The 17971-nt window shown below is 62.2% G+C and carries 11 protein-coding genes; 6 read left to right on the forward strand and 5 right to left on the reverse strand.

Translation table 11 applies throughout. The features are described from left to right. Nucleotides 1–104 precede the first annotated feature (104 nt). A complete protein-coding gene (locus tag JFT91_RS16540) occupies nucleotides 105–10628 on the reverse strand; it encodes an autotransporter-associated beta strand repeat-containing protein (protein ID WP_201233088.1) in 10524 nt (3507 codons plus the stop codon). A 524-nt stretch (nucleotides 10629–11152) separates the two neighbouring features. On the opposite strand from JFT91_RS16540, the gene JFT91_RS16545 reads away from it, so the two are divergent. Both JFT91_RS16545 and JFT91_RS16550 read left to right on the forward strand, forming a co-directional pair. Next, nucleotides 11153–12112 carry a nucleoside-specific channel-forming protein Tsx gene (locus JFT91_RS16545; protein ID WP_201226491.1) on the forward strand — a complete coding sequence of 320 codons (960 nt, stop codon included), beginning with the start codon at nucleotides 11153–11155 and terminating at the stop codon, nucleotides 12110–12112. Between the two features lie 15 nt (nucleotides 12113–12127). Next, nucleotides 12128–13150, forward strand: a complete 1023-nt coding sequence (locus tag JFT91_RS16550; protein ID WP_201233089.1) for a purine-nucleoside phosphorylase — start codon at nucleotides 12128–12130, stop codon at nucleotides 13148–13150. A 123-nt stretch (nucleotides 13151–13273) separates the two neighbouring features. Here the strand turns inward: JFT91_RS16550 and JFT91_RS16555 are convergent, their stop codons facing one another. The 3 genes from JFT91_RS16555 to JFT91_RS16565 all read right to left on the reverse strand — a co-directional run bounded on the left by JFT91_RS16555 (nucleotide 13274) and on the right by JFT91_RS16565 (nucleotide 15427). After that, nucleotides 13274–14230: a quinone oxidoreductase family protein gene (locus tag JFT91_RS16555; RefSeq protein WP_201233090.1), complete on the reverse strand. Its 957-nt coding sequence runs from the start codon at nucleotides 14228–14230 to the stop codon at nucleotides 13274–13276. Between the two features lie 31 nt (nucleotides 14231–14261). Further along, a complete protein-coding gene (locus JFT91_RS16560) occupies nucleotides 14262–14435 on the reverse strand; it encodes a DUF1427 family protein (RefSeq protein ID WP_007969534.1) in 174 nt (57 codons plus the stop codon). 218 nt (nucleotides 14436–14653) lie between these two features. Then, nucleotides 14654–15427: an AraC family transcriptional regulator gene (locus JFT91_RS16565; RefSeq protein WP_201233091.1), complete on the reverse strand. Its 774-nt coding sequence runs from the start codon at nucleotides 15425–15427 to the stop codon at nucleotides 14654–14656. A 145-nt stretch (nucleotides 15428–15572) separates the two neighbouring features. On the opposite strand from JFT91_RS16565, the gene JFT91_RS16570 reads away from it, so the two are divergent. Both JFT91_RS16570 and JFT91_RS16575 read left to right on the forward strand, forming a co-directional pair. Next, complete coding sequence (locus JFT91_RS16570) at nucleotides 15573–15800, forward strand: DUF6555 family protein (RefSeq protein ID WP_034154602.1); 228 nt, start codon at nucleotides 15573–15575, stop codon at nucleotides 15798–15800. Nucleotides 15801–15839: 39 nt separating this feature from the next. Beyond that, nucleotides 15840–16112: a hypothetical protein gene (locus JFT91_RS16575; protein ID WP_201204818.1), complete on the forward strand. Its 273-nt coding sequence runs from the start codon at nucleotides 15840–15842 to the stop codon at nucleotides 16110–16112. A gap of 23 nt (nucleotides 16113–16135) precedes the next feature. On the opposite strand, the gene JFT91_RS16580 is transcribed toward JFT91_RS16575, so the two are convergent. Beyond that, nucleotides 16136–16306 (reverse strand): metallothionein, encoded by a 171-nt coding sequence (locus JFT91_RS16580; protein ID WP_201233092.1) that lies wholly within the window; start codon nucleotides 16304–16306, stop codon nucleotides 16136–16138. Between the two features lie 263 nt (nucleotides 16307–16569). Between JFT91_RS16580 and JFT91_RS16585 the strand changes: the two genes are divergently transcribed. Together JFT91_RS16585 and JFT91_RS16590 are read left to right on the forward strand one after the other, a co-directional pair. Then, nucleotides 16570–17040 carry a VOC family protein gene (locus JFT91_RS16585; protein ID WP_201233093.1) on the forward strand — a complete coding sequence of 157 codons (471 nt, stop codon included), beginning with the start codon at nucleotides 16570–16572 and terminating at the stop codon, nucleotides 17038–17040. Beyond that, nucleotides 17040–17945: a glycine betaine ABC transporter substrate-binding protein gene (locus JFT91_RS16590; RefSeq protein WP_242489283.1), complete on the forward strand. Its 906-nt coding sequence runs from the start codon at nucleotides 17040–17042 to the stop codon at nucleotides 17943–17945. Before JFT91_RS16585 ends, JFT91_RS16590 begins: the two co-directional genes overlap by 1 nt. The last annotated feature ends 26 nt before the right edge of the window (nucleotides 17946–17971 follow it).

Genomic DNA, 17971 nt, shown 5'->3' on the forward strand with positions numbered 1-17971 from the left:
GAAAATCGCGTTTCTCTGTAGGAGCTGCCGCAGGCTGCGATCTTTTGATCTTTGCCCCTAAAAAAACCGCCCTTGCGGGCGGCTGAAAGTGCTTCGACCCTAAATCAGAAGCCCAGGCTGAAGCTGATGGTCATCGCATGGTCATTGCTGTCTTTCGACAGTTGCCCCGAGTAGCCGACCCCGAGCTTGCCGGTCGGGCTGATCTGGAAGTCCACACCTGCTTCGACCAGCGCGCTGTCCTTGGCAATCGGCACGCCCTGAGTGTGGAACGAGGCGCCGCCGTCGATAAAGGTCAGGTCAGCGTCAGGCTTGGTGTCGCCGAAGGCATGCCGCCAGCCGATGGCCGCGCGCGGGGTGAATTGCCCGCCGTTGGCCAGGGTGATGACTTTGCCGGCGCGCACGCCGAGGGTCGAGAAGGTGATGTCCTGATCGGCCTCGGCCTCCAGGCGCCCTACCCCACCTTTTTCCTTGGCCTTGTCGGAGTCGTAGTTGACGTACGAGAGGCCGGCAAACGGTTCCAGGGCAATGCCGGCGGCATCGATTGTGTAACCGACTTCGCCGAACACCTGGGCGCTGCGAGCATCGTAATTGGCCTTCAACCGGTCGTTGTAACTGCCGACGCTGACGTCGCGTTTGCTCTCGATGTCGTGCCAGCTGTAAGCCGCGCCGAGGCGCACAGCCAGTGCATCGAATTGCGAGTTGAGGTACGCCGCCAAGTGATAGCTTTCAACGGTCGCATCCGAGCGACGGTCATGCGCGTCGAGGTCGCTGCGGGTGTAACCGGCGGCCATGCCCACGCGCCACTGATCATCGAGCTGTTTGTCGGTACCGAGCATGAAGCCGCTGAGGTTGCGATCAAGTTTGGCGCTGTTGCTGTCGCCATCCGATTCACCCCATGCACCCAGTGCGCGGGCCCAGCCGACCATTTCACCGTGGCAACCGTTGCTGCTCAGTTGGTTGTCACTCGGTGCCAGGGCACGGCGTGGATCATCCGCTGCGCTGCACGATGGCTGGCGCATGCGGTCGTTGACCGCCTCACGTACATAGCGCGAATCCTCAAGGATCGCGCTGGCGGTGCTGGCATGGATTTCCCCGGACAGACTGTCGAAGGCATTGCGCGCCCCCGCCACGCTGAGATTAACGATCTGATTCTGCAAAGCAGCACCCGCCGCACCATTGCGTGACAGTGCCGAAGCGGTGCCACGCTGGTTACCCGTGGCAGCGACATCGGTGAACGAGTTGCCGTTGCGGCTGACCGCCAGGGTCACCGAATCGGCACCGTAAACCAGTGAGCTGTCGAGGAAGGCGTACTGCGGCAGATCGGTGGAGCTGAAGGTGCCGGTCACGCCACCGCCCGCGGTGATCAGCGAGTAAACGGTGTTGCCGGTGAACGGTGCGAGCGAGTTCACTTGCAAGCCGCCGCCGAGGGCTGCCGTACCGCCGACCGCCAATGGCGTGGCGGTTGGCGAGCTGATGGTCAACGCCAATACACCGCTTGAGTTATTGGTCAGGTTACCCGCAACGCTCAGGGTTCCAGCGTCGCCACCGGAAGCCACGACACCATTGTTGACCACCGAACCGACGCTGCCGTTACCGCTCAGACCCGCACCGTTGGCCACCGTCACTTGCCCGCCCAACGAAGCGCGCGCCGAACGGCTGCCGACTTGCAGCACGCCTTGATCGACCGCTACGGTGCCGCTGAACGGGTTATCACCGGTCAACAGCAAGGTTCCGGCACCACGTTTGGCCATCGCCCCGAGACCGCTGAGGCGACCGTTGAACTGACCATTGGCGTTCTGCTGGAACACCAGCGAGGCGTTGTTGAGGATGTTGCCTTGCAGGCTGGTGGTGTTACCGACCAGCGTACCGCCACTGACGGTGGTGCCACCGCTGTAGGTGTTGGCCCCGCTCAGCACCAAGGTCCCGGAATCGAGTTTCTCGATACCGCCCGTGCCCACCAGCGGCACGGAGATTTCTGCGCTCGCCCCGGCATTCACGCGAACCGGTGCGAGGCTGCCATCCGCGCCGTTGACCGGAGTCAGCGTGCCACCGGCGCCCGGCGTCAGGCTGTAGCCGCTGGTGAGGAATTGCAGGCCGGTAAAGTTCTGATTGCCCAGCACGGTGACCGTGCCGCTTTGCCCACCGAACACCGCAAACTGACCGTTCGAGGCCAACGCCTGCGTGCCGCTCGGGTCGGTCCAGTTGGTGCCTGGCCCCCACACACCACTGCCGCCGCCGATGCTGCCGTCAGGATTAGTGGTGCCGCCGTTCCAGAACTGCACCTCACCCGGCGTGCCTTGCACCAGCAAGTTGACTTGATTGGCGATGGCGGTTTGCAGGGTCAGATTGGCCGCCGACACCGGCAGGCTGCCATAAACCAGACCGTTGTCGGTCAGGCTGCCGCCGTAGCGGAACAGTTGATAGACGCCTGTACCGAAGCCGCCGGCGTTGCTGATGTTCAGCGTGCCGTCGAGGGTCAGGTTCCCCGCCACATTGACCACCGTGGTCGAACTGGTCGCCGAGCCGAGGCTGAAGTCCAGGTTGGTGCCCGAGGACAACGCCAGCGAACCGACCGACAACGGCGTCGCCGTGCCACCACCGACCAGCGTCGCGCCGTTAGCCAGTTGCACCGCGCCGCCGACTTGACCGCTACCGCCGATTTTCGCACCGCTGGCGACGTTGACGTTGGCACTGTTGAGCACGCCGTTGACGGTCAGGCTGCCGGCCTGCACCGAAGTGTTGCCGGTGAATGTGTTATTCCCGGTCAGCAGCAATTGACCGCTGCCGGTTTTGTTCAACGTACCGGCGCCGGTGAGATTGCCGGTGTAGCTGCCATCAGCGTTTTGCGCGAAGGTCAGTGTTGCGTTGTTGACGATCGCACCTTGCAGGCTGCTGGTGTCACCCGTGGTGTTGCCGCCATTCAGCGTGGTTCCGCCGCTGTAGGTGTTGGCACCGCTGAGCAGCAGGTCGCCAGTACCGTTTTTGAGCAGACTGCCGCTGCCGCTGACCGCACCGATCAGTGTGGTGTTCTGGTTGCCGGCGAGGGTCAGTTGCGCGCCGAGGTTGATTGAGTTGGCCAGTTGCAGCGCCGAGGTGCTGTCGAGTGTCGAGTTGCCCGTCACACTCAATGCGCCGCTGCTGATCGCGCTGTTATTGCCGAGGATCAGCGTGCCGGCGTTCAGCGTGGTGCCACCGCTGTAAGTATTACTGCCGTTGAGGGTCAGGCTCGAAGCGCCGGTCTTGATCAGGCTGCCCGCGCCGCTGACAACGCCGCCAAGGGTTAGCGCGTTGGAGCCGGCAACGGTCAAGCCGCCATTGAGCACCACGCCGTTGCCGAGGGTGACGGCGGTGTTGCTGTCCAGCGCGGTGCCGGCGGCCGCGGTCAACACACCGGTGCCAAGGGCGGCGTTGTTGCCAACCACGATCTTGCCGCCGTTGAGCGCGGTGCCGCCGGTGTAGCCGTTGGCGGCGTTGAGTACCAGCGTGCCCGTGTCATATTTGCCGAGTGTACCGGCGCCGTTGAGCGCCACACCGATCGTTGCGGTGGCGTTCGGATCGACGCGCACCGAAGCGTTGCCCATCGAACCGTTGACCAGATTCAGCGAGCCCGCCGTGCCGTTTTGCAGGCTGTAGCCATCGGTGACGAACTGCATGCCGGTGATGGTTTGTGCGCCGTTGACCGTGACCGTGCCCGCCGTGCCCTGGAACACCGCGAAGTTGTTGGTCCAGGCCTGATTGGTCGTGCCGTTGACGTCGGTCCAGTTGGTGGTGCCGGTGCCCCAGGTGCCGCTGCCGCCGTCCACCGACCCGTTGGCGATCAGTTGATTGCCGTCCCAGAATTGCACGGTGACGCCCGGTGCGGTGACCAGCAGGTTGATCTGGTTGGCCAGCGCGGTTTGCAGGGTCAGGTCGCCGGGGGTGACGCTGCCCGGCACCGTGCCGATCAGCATGCCGTTGTCGGTCAGGCCGCCGGTGTAGTTGATCAGGCGATACACGCCGCTGCCGAAACCGCCGATGTCGCTGACGTTGAGGGTGCCGTCGAGGGTCAGGTTGCCGCCGACGTTGACCAGCGCATTGCCGCCGCCAGAGACCGGTGCGCCTAGGCCCACGTCGAAGTTGGAATTGGCGTTGAACACCAGCGAATTCACCGACAGGGTGCTGCCGGTAGCGCCGGCCAGATGGCCGCCATCGGCCACCGTCACTGCACCGCCGAGCGAGCCGCTACCGGCCAGAGTACCGCCGCTGTTGACCAGCACACTGGCACTGTCGAGCGAGCCGTTGACGTTCAAGGTGCCGGCGTTGACGGTGGTGTTACCGGTCAGGCTGTTGATACCGGTCAGCGTCAGGGTGCCAGTGCCGAGTTTGTTCAACTCGCCGGTGCCGGTGAGCACGCCGTCGAAAATGCTGCTGGCGTTGTTGCCGCCGATGCTCAGCGTGTTGCCGCCGCCGATCAGCGCGGTACCGCTGCCGGTCAGGCTGGCGAGGCTGCCGGAGCCGCCGAGGTTGAGGGTCGCCGCAGCGCCGAGATTGACCCCGGCGTTGCTGCCCAGTGCCGAGTTGCCCAGCGTGGTCAGGCTGCCGGACTGCACATCGAAGGTGCCGCTGAAGGTGTTGTTGCCGGACAGCGTCAGATCGGCCAAACCATTCTTGGTCAAGGTGCCTGCACCGGCAATCACACCGCCGAGGGTCAGGTTGTTGTTGCCGGCCACGCTCAGGTTGGCATTGACGTTGATGTTGTTGGCCAGCACCAGCGGCGCAGTGGTGTCGAGGGTCGACGCGCCCGCCACGGTGACTGCGCCGGAGCCCAGGCCCGCCGAGGTGCCAAGCGTCACGGTGCCGGCGTTCAGCGTGGTGCCGCCGCTATAGCTGTTGATACCGTTGAGGGTCAGGTTGGAGGCGCCGTTCTTGATCAGACCGCCGGTGCCGCTGACCACTCCGCTGAGGGCTACGTCGCTGGTGCCGGTGTTGGTCAGGTTGGCGTTGAGCACCACGTTGTTGCCCAGCGACACCGAAGTGTTGCTGTCCAGGGATGAAGCCCCGGCCACGGTGAGGTTGCCCAGACCGAGGGCGCCGTTGCTGCCAGCGGTCAGGGTGCCGGCATTCAGGGTAACGCCGCCGAGGAAGTTGTTGGCCCCGCTCAGGATCAGGTTGGCCGCGCCATTCTTGGTCAGGCTGCCGGCACCGTTGATGGCTCCGCTGAGTGTCAGATCGTTGCTGCCGACGATGCCGACGTTGCCCGCTAGGTTGATCGCGTTACCCGCCGTGAAGGTGCCGCTGGCATCCAGGGTAGTGCCGTTCGCCGCGTTCAGGGTGGCAGAGCCCAGCGCGCTGTTCGACGCCAGAATCAGCCCACCCGCGTTCAGTGCCACCGGGCCGAGGAAGGCGTTATTGCCGCCGAGGGTCAGGCTGGCTGAACCGTTCTTGATCAAACCGCCGGTGCCGGAAATGACACCGTTGAGGGTCAGCGCGTTGCTGCCGAGCACCGTGAGGTTGCCATTCAGCGTGGCAGCGTTGGCCAGTGTCACGGCGGTGTTGCTGTCCAGTTGCGTGCCGGCATTGGCGATCAACGCGCCAGTGCCCAGTGCGGTATTGCTGCCGACCACCAGCGTGCCGCCATCCAGTTGCGTGCCGCCGGTATAGGTGTTGGCACCGTTGAGCACCAAGGTGCCCGCATCGAGTTTGTTGAGAATGCCGCTGCCGTTGATGTTCACGCCGACCGTGGCGGTCACGCCCGGATCAACGCGCATCGCCGTGGTGCCACCGCTGCCATTGACGGCGGTGAGCAGCCCCGACGTGCCATTGACCACGTTGTAGCCATCGGTAAGGAACTGCATGCCGGTGAACAGTTGCGTGCCGTTGACCGACACGGTGCCGGCCGTGCCCTGGAACACTGCGAAATCGCCGGCCCAGGTCTGGTTCAGCGTGCCGTTGGAATTGGTCCAGTTGGTGCCACCGGCATTCCACGTACCGCTGCCACCATCCACTGTGCCGTTGGGGATTGTCTGGCTGCCGTCCCAGAAACGCAGGTTGGTGTTCGGCGCCGACACCACCAGATTGACCTGGTTACCTAAGGTCTGCACGAGGATGTCGCCGAGGCCGTAGCCCACCGGCACACCGGCCACGGTCAGGCCGTTGTCGGTCAACGCGCCGATGTAGTTGAACAAACGGTAAACCCCGACACCGAAACCGCCGGCATCGGTGACGTTGAGATTGCCGTCGAGGGTCAGGTTGCCGCCGATGTTCATCAGCGAGCTGGTCGATGGCGTGGCGAGGCTCGTGTCGACATTGCTGTTAGCTGTAAGGATCAGCGACGAGGCTGACAGGGTATTGCCCGAGGACAGCGCCAGATGACCACCGCTGTTGATGGTGATGAAGCCCAGTGCCGAACCGGTACCTGTGAGGGTGGCGCCATTGTTGACGTTGAGCTGGGAACTGGCCAGCGAACCGGTGAGATTCAGCGTACCGCCATTGACGTTGGTGTTGCCGGTGATGCCGCTGCTGCCGGTGAGGTTCAGCGTACCGGTACCGACTTTGGTCAACGCACCGCTGCCACCGAGGTCGCCGTCGAAGGTGCTGGTATTGCTCACACCGCCCACGGTCAGAGTATTACCGCCGGCGATTTGCACACTGCCGCTACCGCTCAACCCGTCGAGGCTGGCGCTGCTGTTGAGATAGAGACTGGCACCGGCGCTGATATTCGCGCCGGAAGTGTTGCCGAGCGCCCCGCTGCTCACGGTGGTAAGGCTGCCGGAGGCGATGTTCAGCGCGCCGGTGAACGTGTTGTTGCCGCTGAGCGTCAGATCGCCAAAGCCATCCTTGGTCAGGCTGCCGGCGCCATCGATCACGCCGCTGAGGTTCAGGGTGTTGCTGCCGGCCAGGGTCAGGCCGGCGTTGAGGGTGATGTTGTTGCCGACGCTCATCCCGGTGCTGGTATCCAGCGTCGAAGCGCCGCCGACGGTCAAGCCGCCACTGCCCAATGCACCGGCCGAGCCCAGTGTCAGCGTTCCCGCATTCAGCGTGCTGCCACCACTGTAGGTGTTGGTGCCGTTGACTGTCAGGTTGGCCGCGCCGTTCTTGATCAATTGGCCGGCACCGCTGATCACACCGCCGAGGGTGAGGTTCTGCGTGCCGCCGACGCTCAGTGCCGCATTGAGCACCACCGCGTTGGCCAGACTGGCCAGCGGCGAACTGCTGTCCAGCGTCGCCGCGCCGCCGACGGTCAGGGCACCGGTGCCCAGCGCCGAACTGTTGCCGACAGTCACCGTACCGGCGTTGAGCGTGGTGCCGCCGACGTAGGTATTGGTGCCATTCAGATTGAGATTGGCCGCACCGTTTTTCACCAGGCTGCCGGCACCGGCGACGGTGCCGGTGAGGGTCAGATCCGCACTGCCACCGACGTTGAGCGCGCCGGCGAGGTTGACCTGATTGCCCAGGGTGACGGCAGTGTTGGTGTCCAGCGTGGTGCCCGCTGCTGCGTTCAATGCGCCGCTGCCGATCGCGGTATTGCTGCCGACGATCAGTTTGCCGACATTGAGTGCGGTGTTTCCGAAGTAGGTGTTGGCGCCGTTGAGGATCAGGTCGGCGGGACCGCTCTTGGTCAGTCCACCGACACCGGAGACCACGCCGGCGAGGGTCAGCGCGTTGCTGCCGCCGATGGTCACGTTGCCACCGAGGTTGACGTTGTTGGCCAGGCTTGCTGCAGTGGAGGCGTCCAACGTAGTCCCGGCCGAGGCATTGACACTACCGGTGCCGAGGGCAGTGTTGGAGCCGACGATCAGTGTTCCCGCGTTCAGCGACGTGGCGCCGGTGTAGGTGTTGTTGCCGGTCAGCGTCAACGTCGAGGCGCCGTTCTTGATCAGGTTGCTCGCGCCACTGATGACCCCACCGAGGGTCAGCGGATTGGCGCCGCCCGCCGTGAGGTTGGCGTTAAGGGCAATCGCATTGTTAAGCGTGACGTTAGCGCTGCTATTGAGCGTGCCACCCGCGCCGCCGACGGTCAGCGTGCCAGTGCCGAGTGCTGCGCCGTTGCCGACGGTCAGGCTGCCGGCGTTGAGCGCGGTGCCACCGGTGAAAGTATTGGCGCCGTTGAGGGTCAGGTTGGCGGTGCCGTTTTTCACCAGTTGGCTGGTGCCACTGATTACACCTCCGAGGGTCAGCGCGTTGCTGCCGCCGATTGCCAGGTTGTTGTTGAGCAGGACGTTGTTGTTCAGCGTCACCGCCGCATTGCTGTCGAGGGTCGCGGCATTCGCGACGGTCAGGCTGCCACTACCCAGTGCGGCGGCATTGCCGACGGTCAGGGTCCCGGCGTTGAGGGTGGTGCCGCCACTGAAAGTGTTGGTGCCGTTGAGAATCAGGTTGGCCGCGCCGTTTTTGGTCAGCCCGCCGCTGCCGCTGACGATACCGCCCAAGGTCAGGTTGGCGTTGCCGGCGACGTTCAGATTGCCGCCGAGGCTGACCGCGTTGGTCAGCGCCACGCTGGTGCTGGCGTCGAGAGTGGTGCCCGTCGCTGTGGTCAATGCGCCGGTGCCCAGCGCGGTGTTGGAACCGACGATCAGCGTGCCGTTGTTGAGCGCGGTGCCGCCGGAGAAGGTGTTGTTGCCGCTGAGGGTCAGGTTCGCAGAGCCGTTCTTGGCCAAGTTGCCCGCGCCGCTGACGACGCCACTCAGACCTAACGCCTGAGTGCCGCCGATGGTCAGCCCTCCCGCCAGCGCGACGGCGTTGGTCAGCGTCACCGCTGTGGTCGCATCGAGTGTGGTGCCCGCCGCCGCATTCAACGCGCCCGTGCCGAGTGCGGTGTTGCTGCCGACAAACAGGCTGCCGGCGTTGAGCGCAGTATTGCCGGAGTTAGTGTTGTTGCCGGTCAACGTCAGGCTGGCGGTGCCGGATTTGGTGATACCGCCAGTGCCGCTCAACACGCCGCCCAGCGTCAGGGCGTTGCTGCCGAGGACGTTGAGGGCGCCGGTCATGCCGATGTTATTGGCCAGAGTGACGTTGGCGGTGCTGTCGAGACTGGTGCCAGCGGCGGTGTTCAGCGCGCCGCTGCCCAGCGAGTTGTTATTGGTCACCAGCAGGCTGCCGGCGCTCAGGGTGGTGGTGCCCGTGAAACCGGTGTTAGCGCCGCTGACGGTGAGGCTGCCAGTGCCGGTTTTGGTCAGGCCGCTGCTGCCGCTGATCAAGCCACCGAGGGTCAGTGCGCCGGTGCCGGTCGCCGTCATGGTGCTGTTTAGGGTCAGCGCATTGCTCAGCGAAATCGGTCCCGACGTCGACAAACTTGTCGAGCCGCCGATGGTAATGCCACCAGTGCTGAATGCCGAGTTGTTACCCACCGCCACCACGCCACCGTTGAGAAGAGTGTTACCGGTGTAGGTGTTGGCCGCGCTGAGGTTAAGCTGGCCGGTACCGGCCTTGGTAAAACCGCCGCTGCCGGAAATCACTCCGCTCAAAGTGGTGGCATTGGTGCCTTGCACCGTAACGCCACCCGCACCGAGTGAGATCAGATTGCTGAGGTTCAACCCGGCGTTGCTGGCCTGCAAAATCCCGCCGTTGGAGGTGATCACACCGCTGCCGAAGGTGGCGTTGTTGTTGAACTGCGCAACACCGCCATTGAGGGTGGTCGCGCCGCTGACCAATGGCCCCTGCAAGGTCCAGGTGCCGCTGTTGAGGGTCAGGTTGTTGAAGTTGACGTAGGTCGCACTCGAAGCGGTGCCAGTGCCGGTGGTGCCGCCGCCGAGGCCTATCGGATTTTGCAGGATCAGGCTGTTGGTACCGCCCGCGCCGCCATCGACGGTGCCGGTCGGGGCAAACGTCAGGTTGATACCGATCAGGCCGCCAAGCCCCACCGAGACCTGAACACCATCACCGACTTGCACGGAAGAACCGGTAACGGCGGTGAAGGTGTTGGTGCTCGCCGCGCCCATCGACACGCCGCCGGTAATTGCACCGGCGTTGGTGAAAGTGTTGCCCGCCGCCGACGTCTCGAACGCGATCCGGCCATTGATCGTACCGGTGGCGCTGTTGGTCATGTTGACTCGCGAACCGCCATACACCCCGACCACCGGAGTGTCGGCCAGGGTAATCCCGCCGACCGACAAGCCGGTGGAAGTGATGGTGCCGTCGTTGGTGATGGTCGTGGTGCCGGCCGCCGCGTTGTTTACCGCAATCCCCAGGCCATCGACGCTGGTCAGGTTGAGGCCGAGCAACATACCGGTACCGCGAATGATCCCGCTGGCATTGTTGACCACGCTCACCGCACTGGTGGCGCCGGAGCCAATGAACGCACCGCCGCTGAGCACCGACACCAGCCCCAACAGCGCCGGGTCGAGAGTGCCGGAGTTGTTCAGGTTGATGTTGGCCCCGGTCAGGTTGAGCACCTTGCCGCCGAGGGTGGCGTTCATCTGCGCACCGTTGGCGACATTGACCGTCAGGCCGCTGGTGGCACTGCTGTAGTCATTGAGAAACAGCGGCAGCGTCGGCACGCCCGAACAGGTAATCGTCGAACCTGCCGCCGAGCAGGTCGCAAACGCCTGCTCGCTGACCCCGCCGAACAGAAGCCCGGCGACGCTCAGGTGCACAGCAAGGGAAAGAGGAGAAAAACGCGATACGAGGGCGACACCAAACCTTGCTTCCACGGGCTACTCCTTGTCGTGGCCAATTTCTTCCTTGAAGGCGCGCAGAGCCGTGCTTATTCCACACGCGAATCAAGACTGCGACGGTCATCACAAAACCGTTGATTGGGGACAAAGCTAGTAGACGCCCAGCAATGGGGCACTGATTAAATGGTGTTAATACTTTAAGACTAGAGGCGTCTGGAATAAGCGTTTCAGCCCGTACCGACGGGCCTTTGACATGGCTTTTGTGGCGAGGGGATTTATCCCCGATGGACTGCGCAGCAGGCCCCGCTTTCAAGGGCCGCTACGCGCCCCATCGGGGATAAATCCCCTCGCCACAGGAGTCATACCCGCCGGCATTTTTGCGCTTTGAAAAATGTGATCGTTCTGTCAGAAAAACCGTTGAAATCGACGAAATATCAGAGATATTGAAAACATTGGTACGGCTTGTGCAAACGTTTGCGAACCGTCAATCCCGGCATTTTCCCGACAAACCCCTACAGGTCCGCAGAATCCGGGCCTCGATCCGCAAAAAAGGACTTTGAATGCACGCCGCAACCCTCTTTCGCGCACCTTTTGCGCGCACGTTTGCTGTTTCCTTGCTACTGACCGGCGTTACCGGACTTCTCAGCCACAGCGCTTTCGCCCAGCCCGCGTTGCCGGAAGAATCCGCCCAGGGTGAAGCCCTCAGCCCGGAAGCCAGCCCACCGAAAAAAGGTGCGTATCTGTCGGACTGGTACAACCAGGACCTGATGTTGATCGGCAGCAAAGACATCAGTTTCGGCCCGCAACCGTCCGACGATATCTACCTGGAGTACGAATACTTCGGCCGCAAGGGCCCGTTCGAACTGTACGGTTACGTCGACATTCCGAAGATCTTCAACATCGGCAACAGCCACGACAAAGGCGTGTGGGATCACGGCTCACCGGTGTTCATGGAACACGAACCGCGCATCTCCATCGACTACCTCGCCGGCCGCAGCCTGGCTATCGGCCCGTTCAAGGAATGGTACGTCGCGTTCGACTGGATCTATGACCACGGCAGCCGCAAGGAAAACCGCGCCAACACGCTCTACAGCGGTTTCGGCACCGACATCGACACCCATTCACGGGTCAACCTGTCGGCCAACCTGTACGGGCGCTACCAATGGGAGAACTACGGCGCGAGCAATGAATATTCGTGGGACGGCTACCGCGCCCAGCTCAAATACATCGTGCCGATCGACAAATTCAGCAACGGCGCCTCGCTGACCTACATCGGTTTCACCAACTTCGATTTCGGCTCGGACATCCACAAGGACAACCCGGCGCGCACCGCCAACGCGACCGTGGCGACCAACGTGTTGCTGTACTCGTTCACCCACTTGCGCTTCACCCTGGTCGGGCGTTATTTCCACAACGGCGGCAACTGGGAGGACGGCAGCGAGCTGAACTTCGGCGACGGTAATTTCCGCGCGCGCTCCAATGGCTGGGGTTACTACGCCGGCGTCGGTTATCAGTTCTGATCTTCAGGAGGTTTCATGCAAGCAATGACGCGTCTCACCCTGGCCGGTGCAGCCCTGCTCTCTTCCAGCGTTTGGGCGAGCGAGGCACCGATTCAACCAAAAGTCGTGCTGATCACCATGTTCGCTCCCGAGGCGCAGCACTGGATTGATCGCCTCGAATTGAAGCAGGAAATCCGCGTGCCGGGCCTTTCCGCCGAATACCCGAGCATCCGCTGCAACGCCCGGCAGGTGTGTCTGCTGACCACCGGCATGGGCCAGACCAATGCGGCCGCCTCGACCCTGGCACTGGCCCTGTCGCCGAAATTCGACTTGCGCAAAAGCTATTTCCTGATCGCCGGGATTGCCGGGATCAGCCCCAAACACGGCACCATCGGCACCGCCGCATGGGCGCATTACCTGGTGGAATTCGGTACGCAGTGGGAGATCGATTCACGCGATGTGCCGTCGAGCTGGCCGACCGGTTACCTGGGCATCAACACCCAGGGCCCGAACGAGAAACCGCCGCTGGACTACAAGACCGAAGTCTTCGAACTCAACCCGAAACTGCAAGCCAAAGCGTTCGCCCTCAGCCACAAAGTCGAACTGAGCGAGAGCAAGGAATCGGCCGCATGGCGCCTTAAATATCCCTCTGCACCGGCTAATCAGCCGCCCGTGGTCACCCGTTGCGACACGCTGGCGGGCAACACCTGGTTCTCGGGCACGCGCCTGAGCGAACGGGCCGAGGTCTGGACCAAACTGTTGACCGACAACAAAGGCGAATACTGCACGACGCAACAGGAAGACAACTCGACCTATGAAGCGCTGCTACGCGCCAGCCGCGAAGGTCTGGTGGATGTACAACGCTTGGCCGTGGTGCGGGCCGGTTCTGATTTCGACCGTCCAGAACCGGGCGGGAGTGAAGTGAACAACCTGCTCAAATACGCCGATCAGGGCGGATTCGTGCCGGCGCTGGAAAACCTCTATCGCGCGGGCAATCCGCTGGTGCAGGACATCCTCAAGCACTGGTCGGCATGGGAAAACGGCGTTCCGCAATCCTGAACCCCACACAAATCAACTGTAGGAGTGAGCCTGCTCGCGATAGCGGTGTGTCAGTCAGCTATGTATCAACTGACAAACCGTGATCGCGAGCAGGCGAAGGCCTACAAGGGGTTTTGCGGTGTATCAGGGGATGAGGATGACTTTGTCGCCGCTGCTTTGGTTGACGTCGGCGTAACGCGCCAGGCCCTCAGCCAACGGCGCCTCGACCAACCCTTGCGGCAACGGCAGCAAGTCTTCATCGAAGAATTTGCCGAACTGCTCGAGCATCGCCGCGCAGGCTGCAACGCCGTACAGCAGCGAGTTGATCCCGACCACCGAGCCGCCCTTGCGATACAGCGCCAGCGCGGGTAATTGCACATGACCGTCTACCGGCGCAGCGATGATGGCGATGCGACCGAACGTGGCCGATGCCGCCACCGAGGCCGGCAGCCAGAAACCGGTGGTATCGAAAATCACATCGGCGCCGCCGCGATACACCGCGTTGACCTGCGCGCCGAGGTCTTCGGGTTTATCCAGTTGAATCGTCTGATACCCCAGCGCCTGCAAATCCTTCACCTGCTCCGGTCGACGCGCCGCTGCCAGCAACTGCGCGCCGCGAACCTTCGCTAATGCCAATGCTGCCGTGGCCACCGCCCCGCCACCGATCACCAGCAAACGGGTTTCGCGATTCACAAGGCTGCGCTCCAACGCATCCCACGCGGTGGTGTAAGGGACACCAAGGCTGGCTGCTTGGGCGAAGCTCAAGTGCGTCGGTTTGGGGGCCACGCCATTGGCCGGCAGTTTGACGAATTCGGCATGAGAGCCATCGGCGAAAAAGCCCAGCTCACGGCCAGTGCCCCAGACTTCCTGACCGATCAGTGCCTGTGGGCCATCGACCACCACCCCGGCAAAATCCCGTCCGGGAATACGCGGCAGCGTGGTGTAAGGGAAACGGCCGAGGACGTTTTTGACGTCGCTGGGGTTGAGGCCGGCAGCCTTGATTTGCACCAACACTTCATTGGCGCCGGGCACCGGGGTTGGCACTTCGACGAAGCGCAAGGAAGACAGGTCGCCGGTTTTATCGAATTGCAGTGCTTGCATGGACACCTCCACCGAATGGAAAAAAGGAAACTCAGGACAGCCAGCCCGCGACCAGTTGCCGGCCCATCGGCCACAATTGCTCACCGGCCAACATCCCCAGCAGACCGACCAGCGCGATGGCCGGAGGCGCGGGCGAACGGAAATCCAGCGCACCGTAGAGCAGGCCGACGCCGAGGCCGATGGCCAGTGAAATCAGGTAGTTCATGGGAGAACTCCGCCGCGTAAAGGGAATGGGCAGAGTCTAGGGAAAGCCTGCAAACGATACCGGCCAAGGACTTCTGAATTTCGGCCAACCCTTTGGAACCAACACAATCCCTTGTAGGAGTGAGCCTGCTCGCGATAGCGGCGTGTCTGCTGATGGATAGTTGAATGACACACCGCTATCGCGAGCAGGCTCACTCCTACAGGTATTAGCCAGTCTGATCAAACGCTTTGAATCATGAATTGCGACGGGGCGACGCCGAGTTCGCGGCGAAACATGTCGCTGAAACTGCTCGGCGAATAACCCAGCTCACGGGCAATCACACTCACCGCCACGCCCTGAATCAACTCCGCCACCGCGGTCGCCAATTGCACCTGGCGCCGCCACTCGGCGAAGCCCATGCCTAGGCTATCCTTGAACAGCCGCGCCAGCGTACGCACGCTGGCCCCGGCGTTTTCCGCGTGCTGTTCGAAAGGAATAGCCAGCGAAGGCGCTGCCATCACGGCCTGACACAGATTCATCAGGCGCCGATCGGAATCGTCCGGCATCGGGATTTTCAACTGCGAACGCCGTGCGCGTTTCAACTCGAGCAGCGCCAGCCCGACCAACGCTTCGTAATACTCCGGCGCGCCATTGTCGCCCTGCTCCACCAGCCCGACGATCAGCTCACGCAGCAGACCGCCGACTTCGATCACCTGCACCGTCTCATCCAGCGTCGCCGCCAACGCCGGGCGCAGGTAGATATTGCGCATCTGCAAATCCGACACCACCCGAATTCCGTGCGGGACACCCGGCGGCAACCACACCGCCCGTTGCGGCGGCACCACCAGCGCCTCATGCGGGGTTTCGACCCACATCACCCCGCTCATCGCATACAGCAACTGGCCCCAGACATGCTCATGCGGCTCGATGAACAGCCCACGCGGGTATGTGCGCGCCAGCGGTTGCACAGGCACATCGGTGTCACTCAGATCGGGCGGGACGGCAAGGGCCATGGCGAGTATTCATTGGGGTTGGCGGAAGCGCCATGGTAACGAGTCAGTCATTTCGCCGCCAACGGTAGAAACCGTCGGACAATCCGAGTGAATTTTCCACGCGCGCCGCGATCCTTCTATTACCACAGGGAGGAATACGGGCTTTATGAACAACGCAAAACTCTATGTCATCGATTACACCCTTCACGGCACGCCCAAGTCGTTCATTATCCGCTCGGACAAAATGGACAACGCCGAGGCGTGGCACTGGGCGAGTTGCGACGCCGGCGTCGGTCGCATCCCTCGCTTTGGTCGGGAAAAGGTGCAAAAGACCAGCAAGCCGATGGCGGAAAAATTCGGCGTGGAAAACGTCGTGTGGCGACCGACCAGCTAAGCTCAGCCTGGCGATTGCGATCATTCGGGGGAACGCACCATGAGCACCATCAACAGTCCGGCGCATCTGGAATATGGCCTCGATACGCTGTTCGGGCGTATTACCAAAAGCGTGGAGTGTCGGGTTGGGCTGGAGGCGGTCGACGCTGATCCCTTTTGCTTCGCCCTGAGGGTGCCGGCGCCGTTACCCGAAAATCTGGACCAGGCGAAAACCGTGGTGGTCCGGGTTGAAGGTCGACGACTGCAAGGCACGGTGCGCCATACCGAGCGAATGGATGATGAAAGTCTGAAACTGGAAGTGGAGCCTGATTAGGCTCCACTTTTTTTGGGCTGTGTTTATTTGGGATGCGCGCAATGGCAGCCCTTGCTTGAGCACTCTTCGCCACTCTTGTGGTGGTGAGCGCAGGCTTCGCAGCAGTAGTGTTTGCCGTGGCGCGCAATCGGATGCCCACCGAGCTTGCAGTTGCATTTAGGACAGTCACAGGTGTTATCAGGTTTAACAGGCATAAGACAGACTCCTTGAGTGGTGGTTGTCTGAGGCTTGAATGGCAGCCTTGGGAAACAGTGTAGGACTATGTGAGCGGTCTCGTGCCGCGATGAAATCCCGATCCGGCCAATCCCTCGCCATGAAGGCACATCCCTGAAGATCGCGGATGTGAACACCTCTATCTCTCTCATACAAATTATCAATCGATAACTTATTGCCTGGAATAATTTATCGACTGATAATTAATTTGTCACGCGAAGCTTAATCACTGCCAGGAGACCCCATGGGCGTCCTCAAGCTCGACCATTTCACCATTCGCACCGAACGCTGGGCAGAAACTGCCGAGTTCTTCGAACAAGTCATCGGCCTGACACCCGGTCCACGCCCGGGGTTTCTTTTTCCCGGCTGCTGGATGTATGCCGGCGGCCATCCGCTGCTGCACATTGCCAGCGTCACCGGCGACCAGAAAGACCTTCAGGTGTACCTCGGCGACAAGCAGGGCGGCTACGGTTCGGGGTCGCTCGACCACGTTTCGATGCGTTGCGAAGGGCTGGAACAGGTGCAGACGCGTTTGCAATCCATGGGGATCGTCTTTCGCGAGCGAGTCATTCCGCAGATTGGCGAGCACCAACTGTTCCTCGAGGATCCTAACGGCATCACCATCGAGATGATTTTCGATTATGCGCCGGGTAGCCGGATCGTTGGTCAAGCCATGCCGAACCTGGCGATCGGCACGTCTGAGGACGAACGCTGATGGCCGGTTTCAATCGCAGACAGTTCATTCACGCCTTGGCCGGTACTGCGCTTCTGGCGCCGATGCTGGCTCGCGGCAATATCCTCGCGGAGAGCAAGACCATGGTACGACTCGGCGTCACTGATCTTTCCTTTCATCATGCCACTGCAGCCGTCGTGGCCGCGGTATTGCAGCGCATGGGTTTTGCTGTAGAGCGCTCCTACGCACTGCACGAGGCCAACTTCGAACAACTGCGCGTGGGGTCAATCGACATGATTGCCTCAGCCTGGATTCCTTCCAGTCACGGGTTGTACAAGGCCCAAGTCGAGGAGCAGGTCGCAACGCGGGAGCTTGGTTTGCATTACGCCCCCTATGCGCTGTGGGGGGTGCCTGACTACATCCCGGTGTCCGAGGTGGACTCGGTCGATGACTTGCTCAAGCCGCAGGTCAAAGCGCATATGCACAAGGTGATACAGGGCATTGGTCCGGGCGCCGGTATCACCCGTTTCTCCCTGCGAATGATGGACGATTACGGACTCGCTGCGGCCGGCTACAGCTTTCGCACCGGCACCCAGGAAGAGTGTGTGGGCGCTTTCGAGAAACTGGTGCAGACCCAGCGCTGGGGAGTGGTGCCACTCTGGCATCCACAGTTTCTGCATTTTCGTCATCGCATACGCGACCTCAAGGATCCCAAAGGGCTGCTGGGTAGCGTCGACCGTGCGGTACTGCTGGCACGTGCCGACCGTCTGGATCAATTCAGCGCAGCACAGATTCAGGTTCTGGACAACATCCGCCTGAACAACGCCATCGTTGCCGAGCTTGATTACGCCATCAATCGCGACGGCAAAAGCGCAGACCAGGCGGCCATTCTCTGGCTGGATAAAAACCCACAGATCCTTGCCTCGTGGCTTGCCCCACTCGGCTGAGCAACAGAAAAAATCCCTCGGTATAG

It is taken from the genome of Pseudomonas sp. TH08, assembly GCF_016651275.1.
GTDB lineage: Bacteria > Pseudomonadota > Gammaproteobacteria > Pseudomonadales > Pseudomonadaceae > Aquipseudomonas.

Excerpts from the sequence above, each read along its gene's own strand:
- JFT91_RS16545 (WP_201226491.1), top strand. The coding sequence starts at position 11,153 with ATGCACGCCGCAACCCTCTTTCGCGCACCTTTTGCGCGCACGTTTGCT.
- JFT91_RS16550 (WP_201233089.1), top strand. The coding sequence starts at position 12,128 with ATGCAAGCAATGACGCGTCTCACCCTGGCCGGTGCAGCCCTGCTCTCT.
- JFT91_RS16555 (WP_201233090.1), bottom strand. The coding sequence starts at position 14,230 with ATGCAAGCACTGCAATTCGATAAAACCGGCGACCTGTCTTCCTTGCGC.
- JFT91_RS16560 (WP_007969534.1), bottom strand. The coding sequence starts at position 14,435 with ATGAACTACCTGATTTCACTGGCCATCGGCCTCGGCGTCGGCCTGCTC.
- JFT91_RS16565 (WP_201233091.1), bottom strand. The coding sequence starts at position 15,427 with ATGGCCCTTGCCGTCCCGCCCGATCTGAGTGACACCGATGTGCCTGTG.
- JFT91_RS16570 (WP_034154602.1), top strand. The coding sequence starts at position 15,573 with ATGAACAACGCAAAACTCTATGTCATCGATTACACCCTTCACGGCACG.
- JFT91_RS16575 (WP_201204818.1), top strand. The coding sequence starts at position 15,840 with ATGAGCACCATCAACAGTCCGGCGCATCTGGAATATGGCCTCGATACG.
- JFT91_RS16580 (WP_201233092.1), bottom strand. The coding sequence starts at position 16,306 with ATGCCTGTTAAACCTGATAACACCTGTGACTGTCCTAAATGCAACTGC.
- JFT91_RS16585 (WP_201233093.1), top strand. The coding sequence starts at position 16,570 with ATGGGCGTCCTCAAGCTCGACCATTTCACCATTCGCACCGAACGCTGG.
- JFT91_RS16590 (WP_242489283.1), top strand. The coding sequence starts at position 17,040 with ATGGCCGGTTTCAATCGCAGACAGTTCATTCACGCCTTGGCCGGTACT.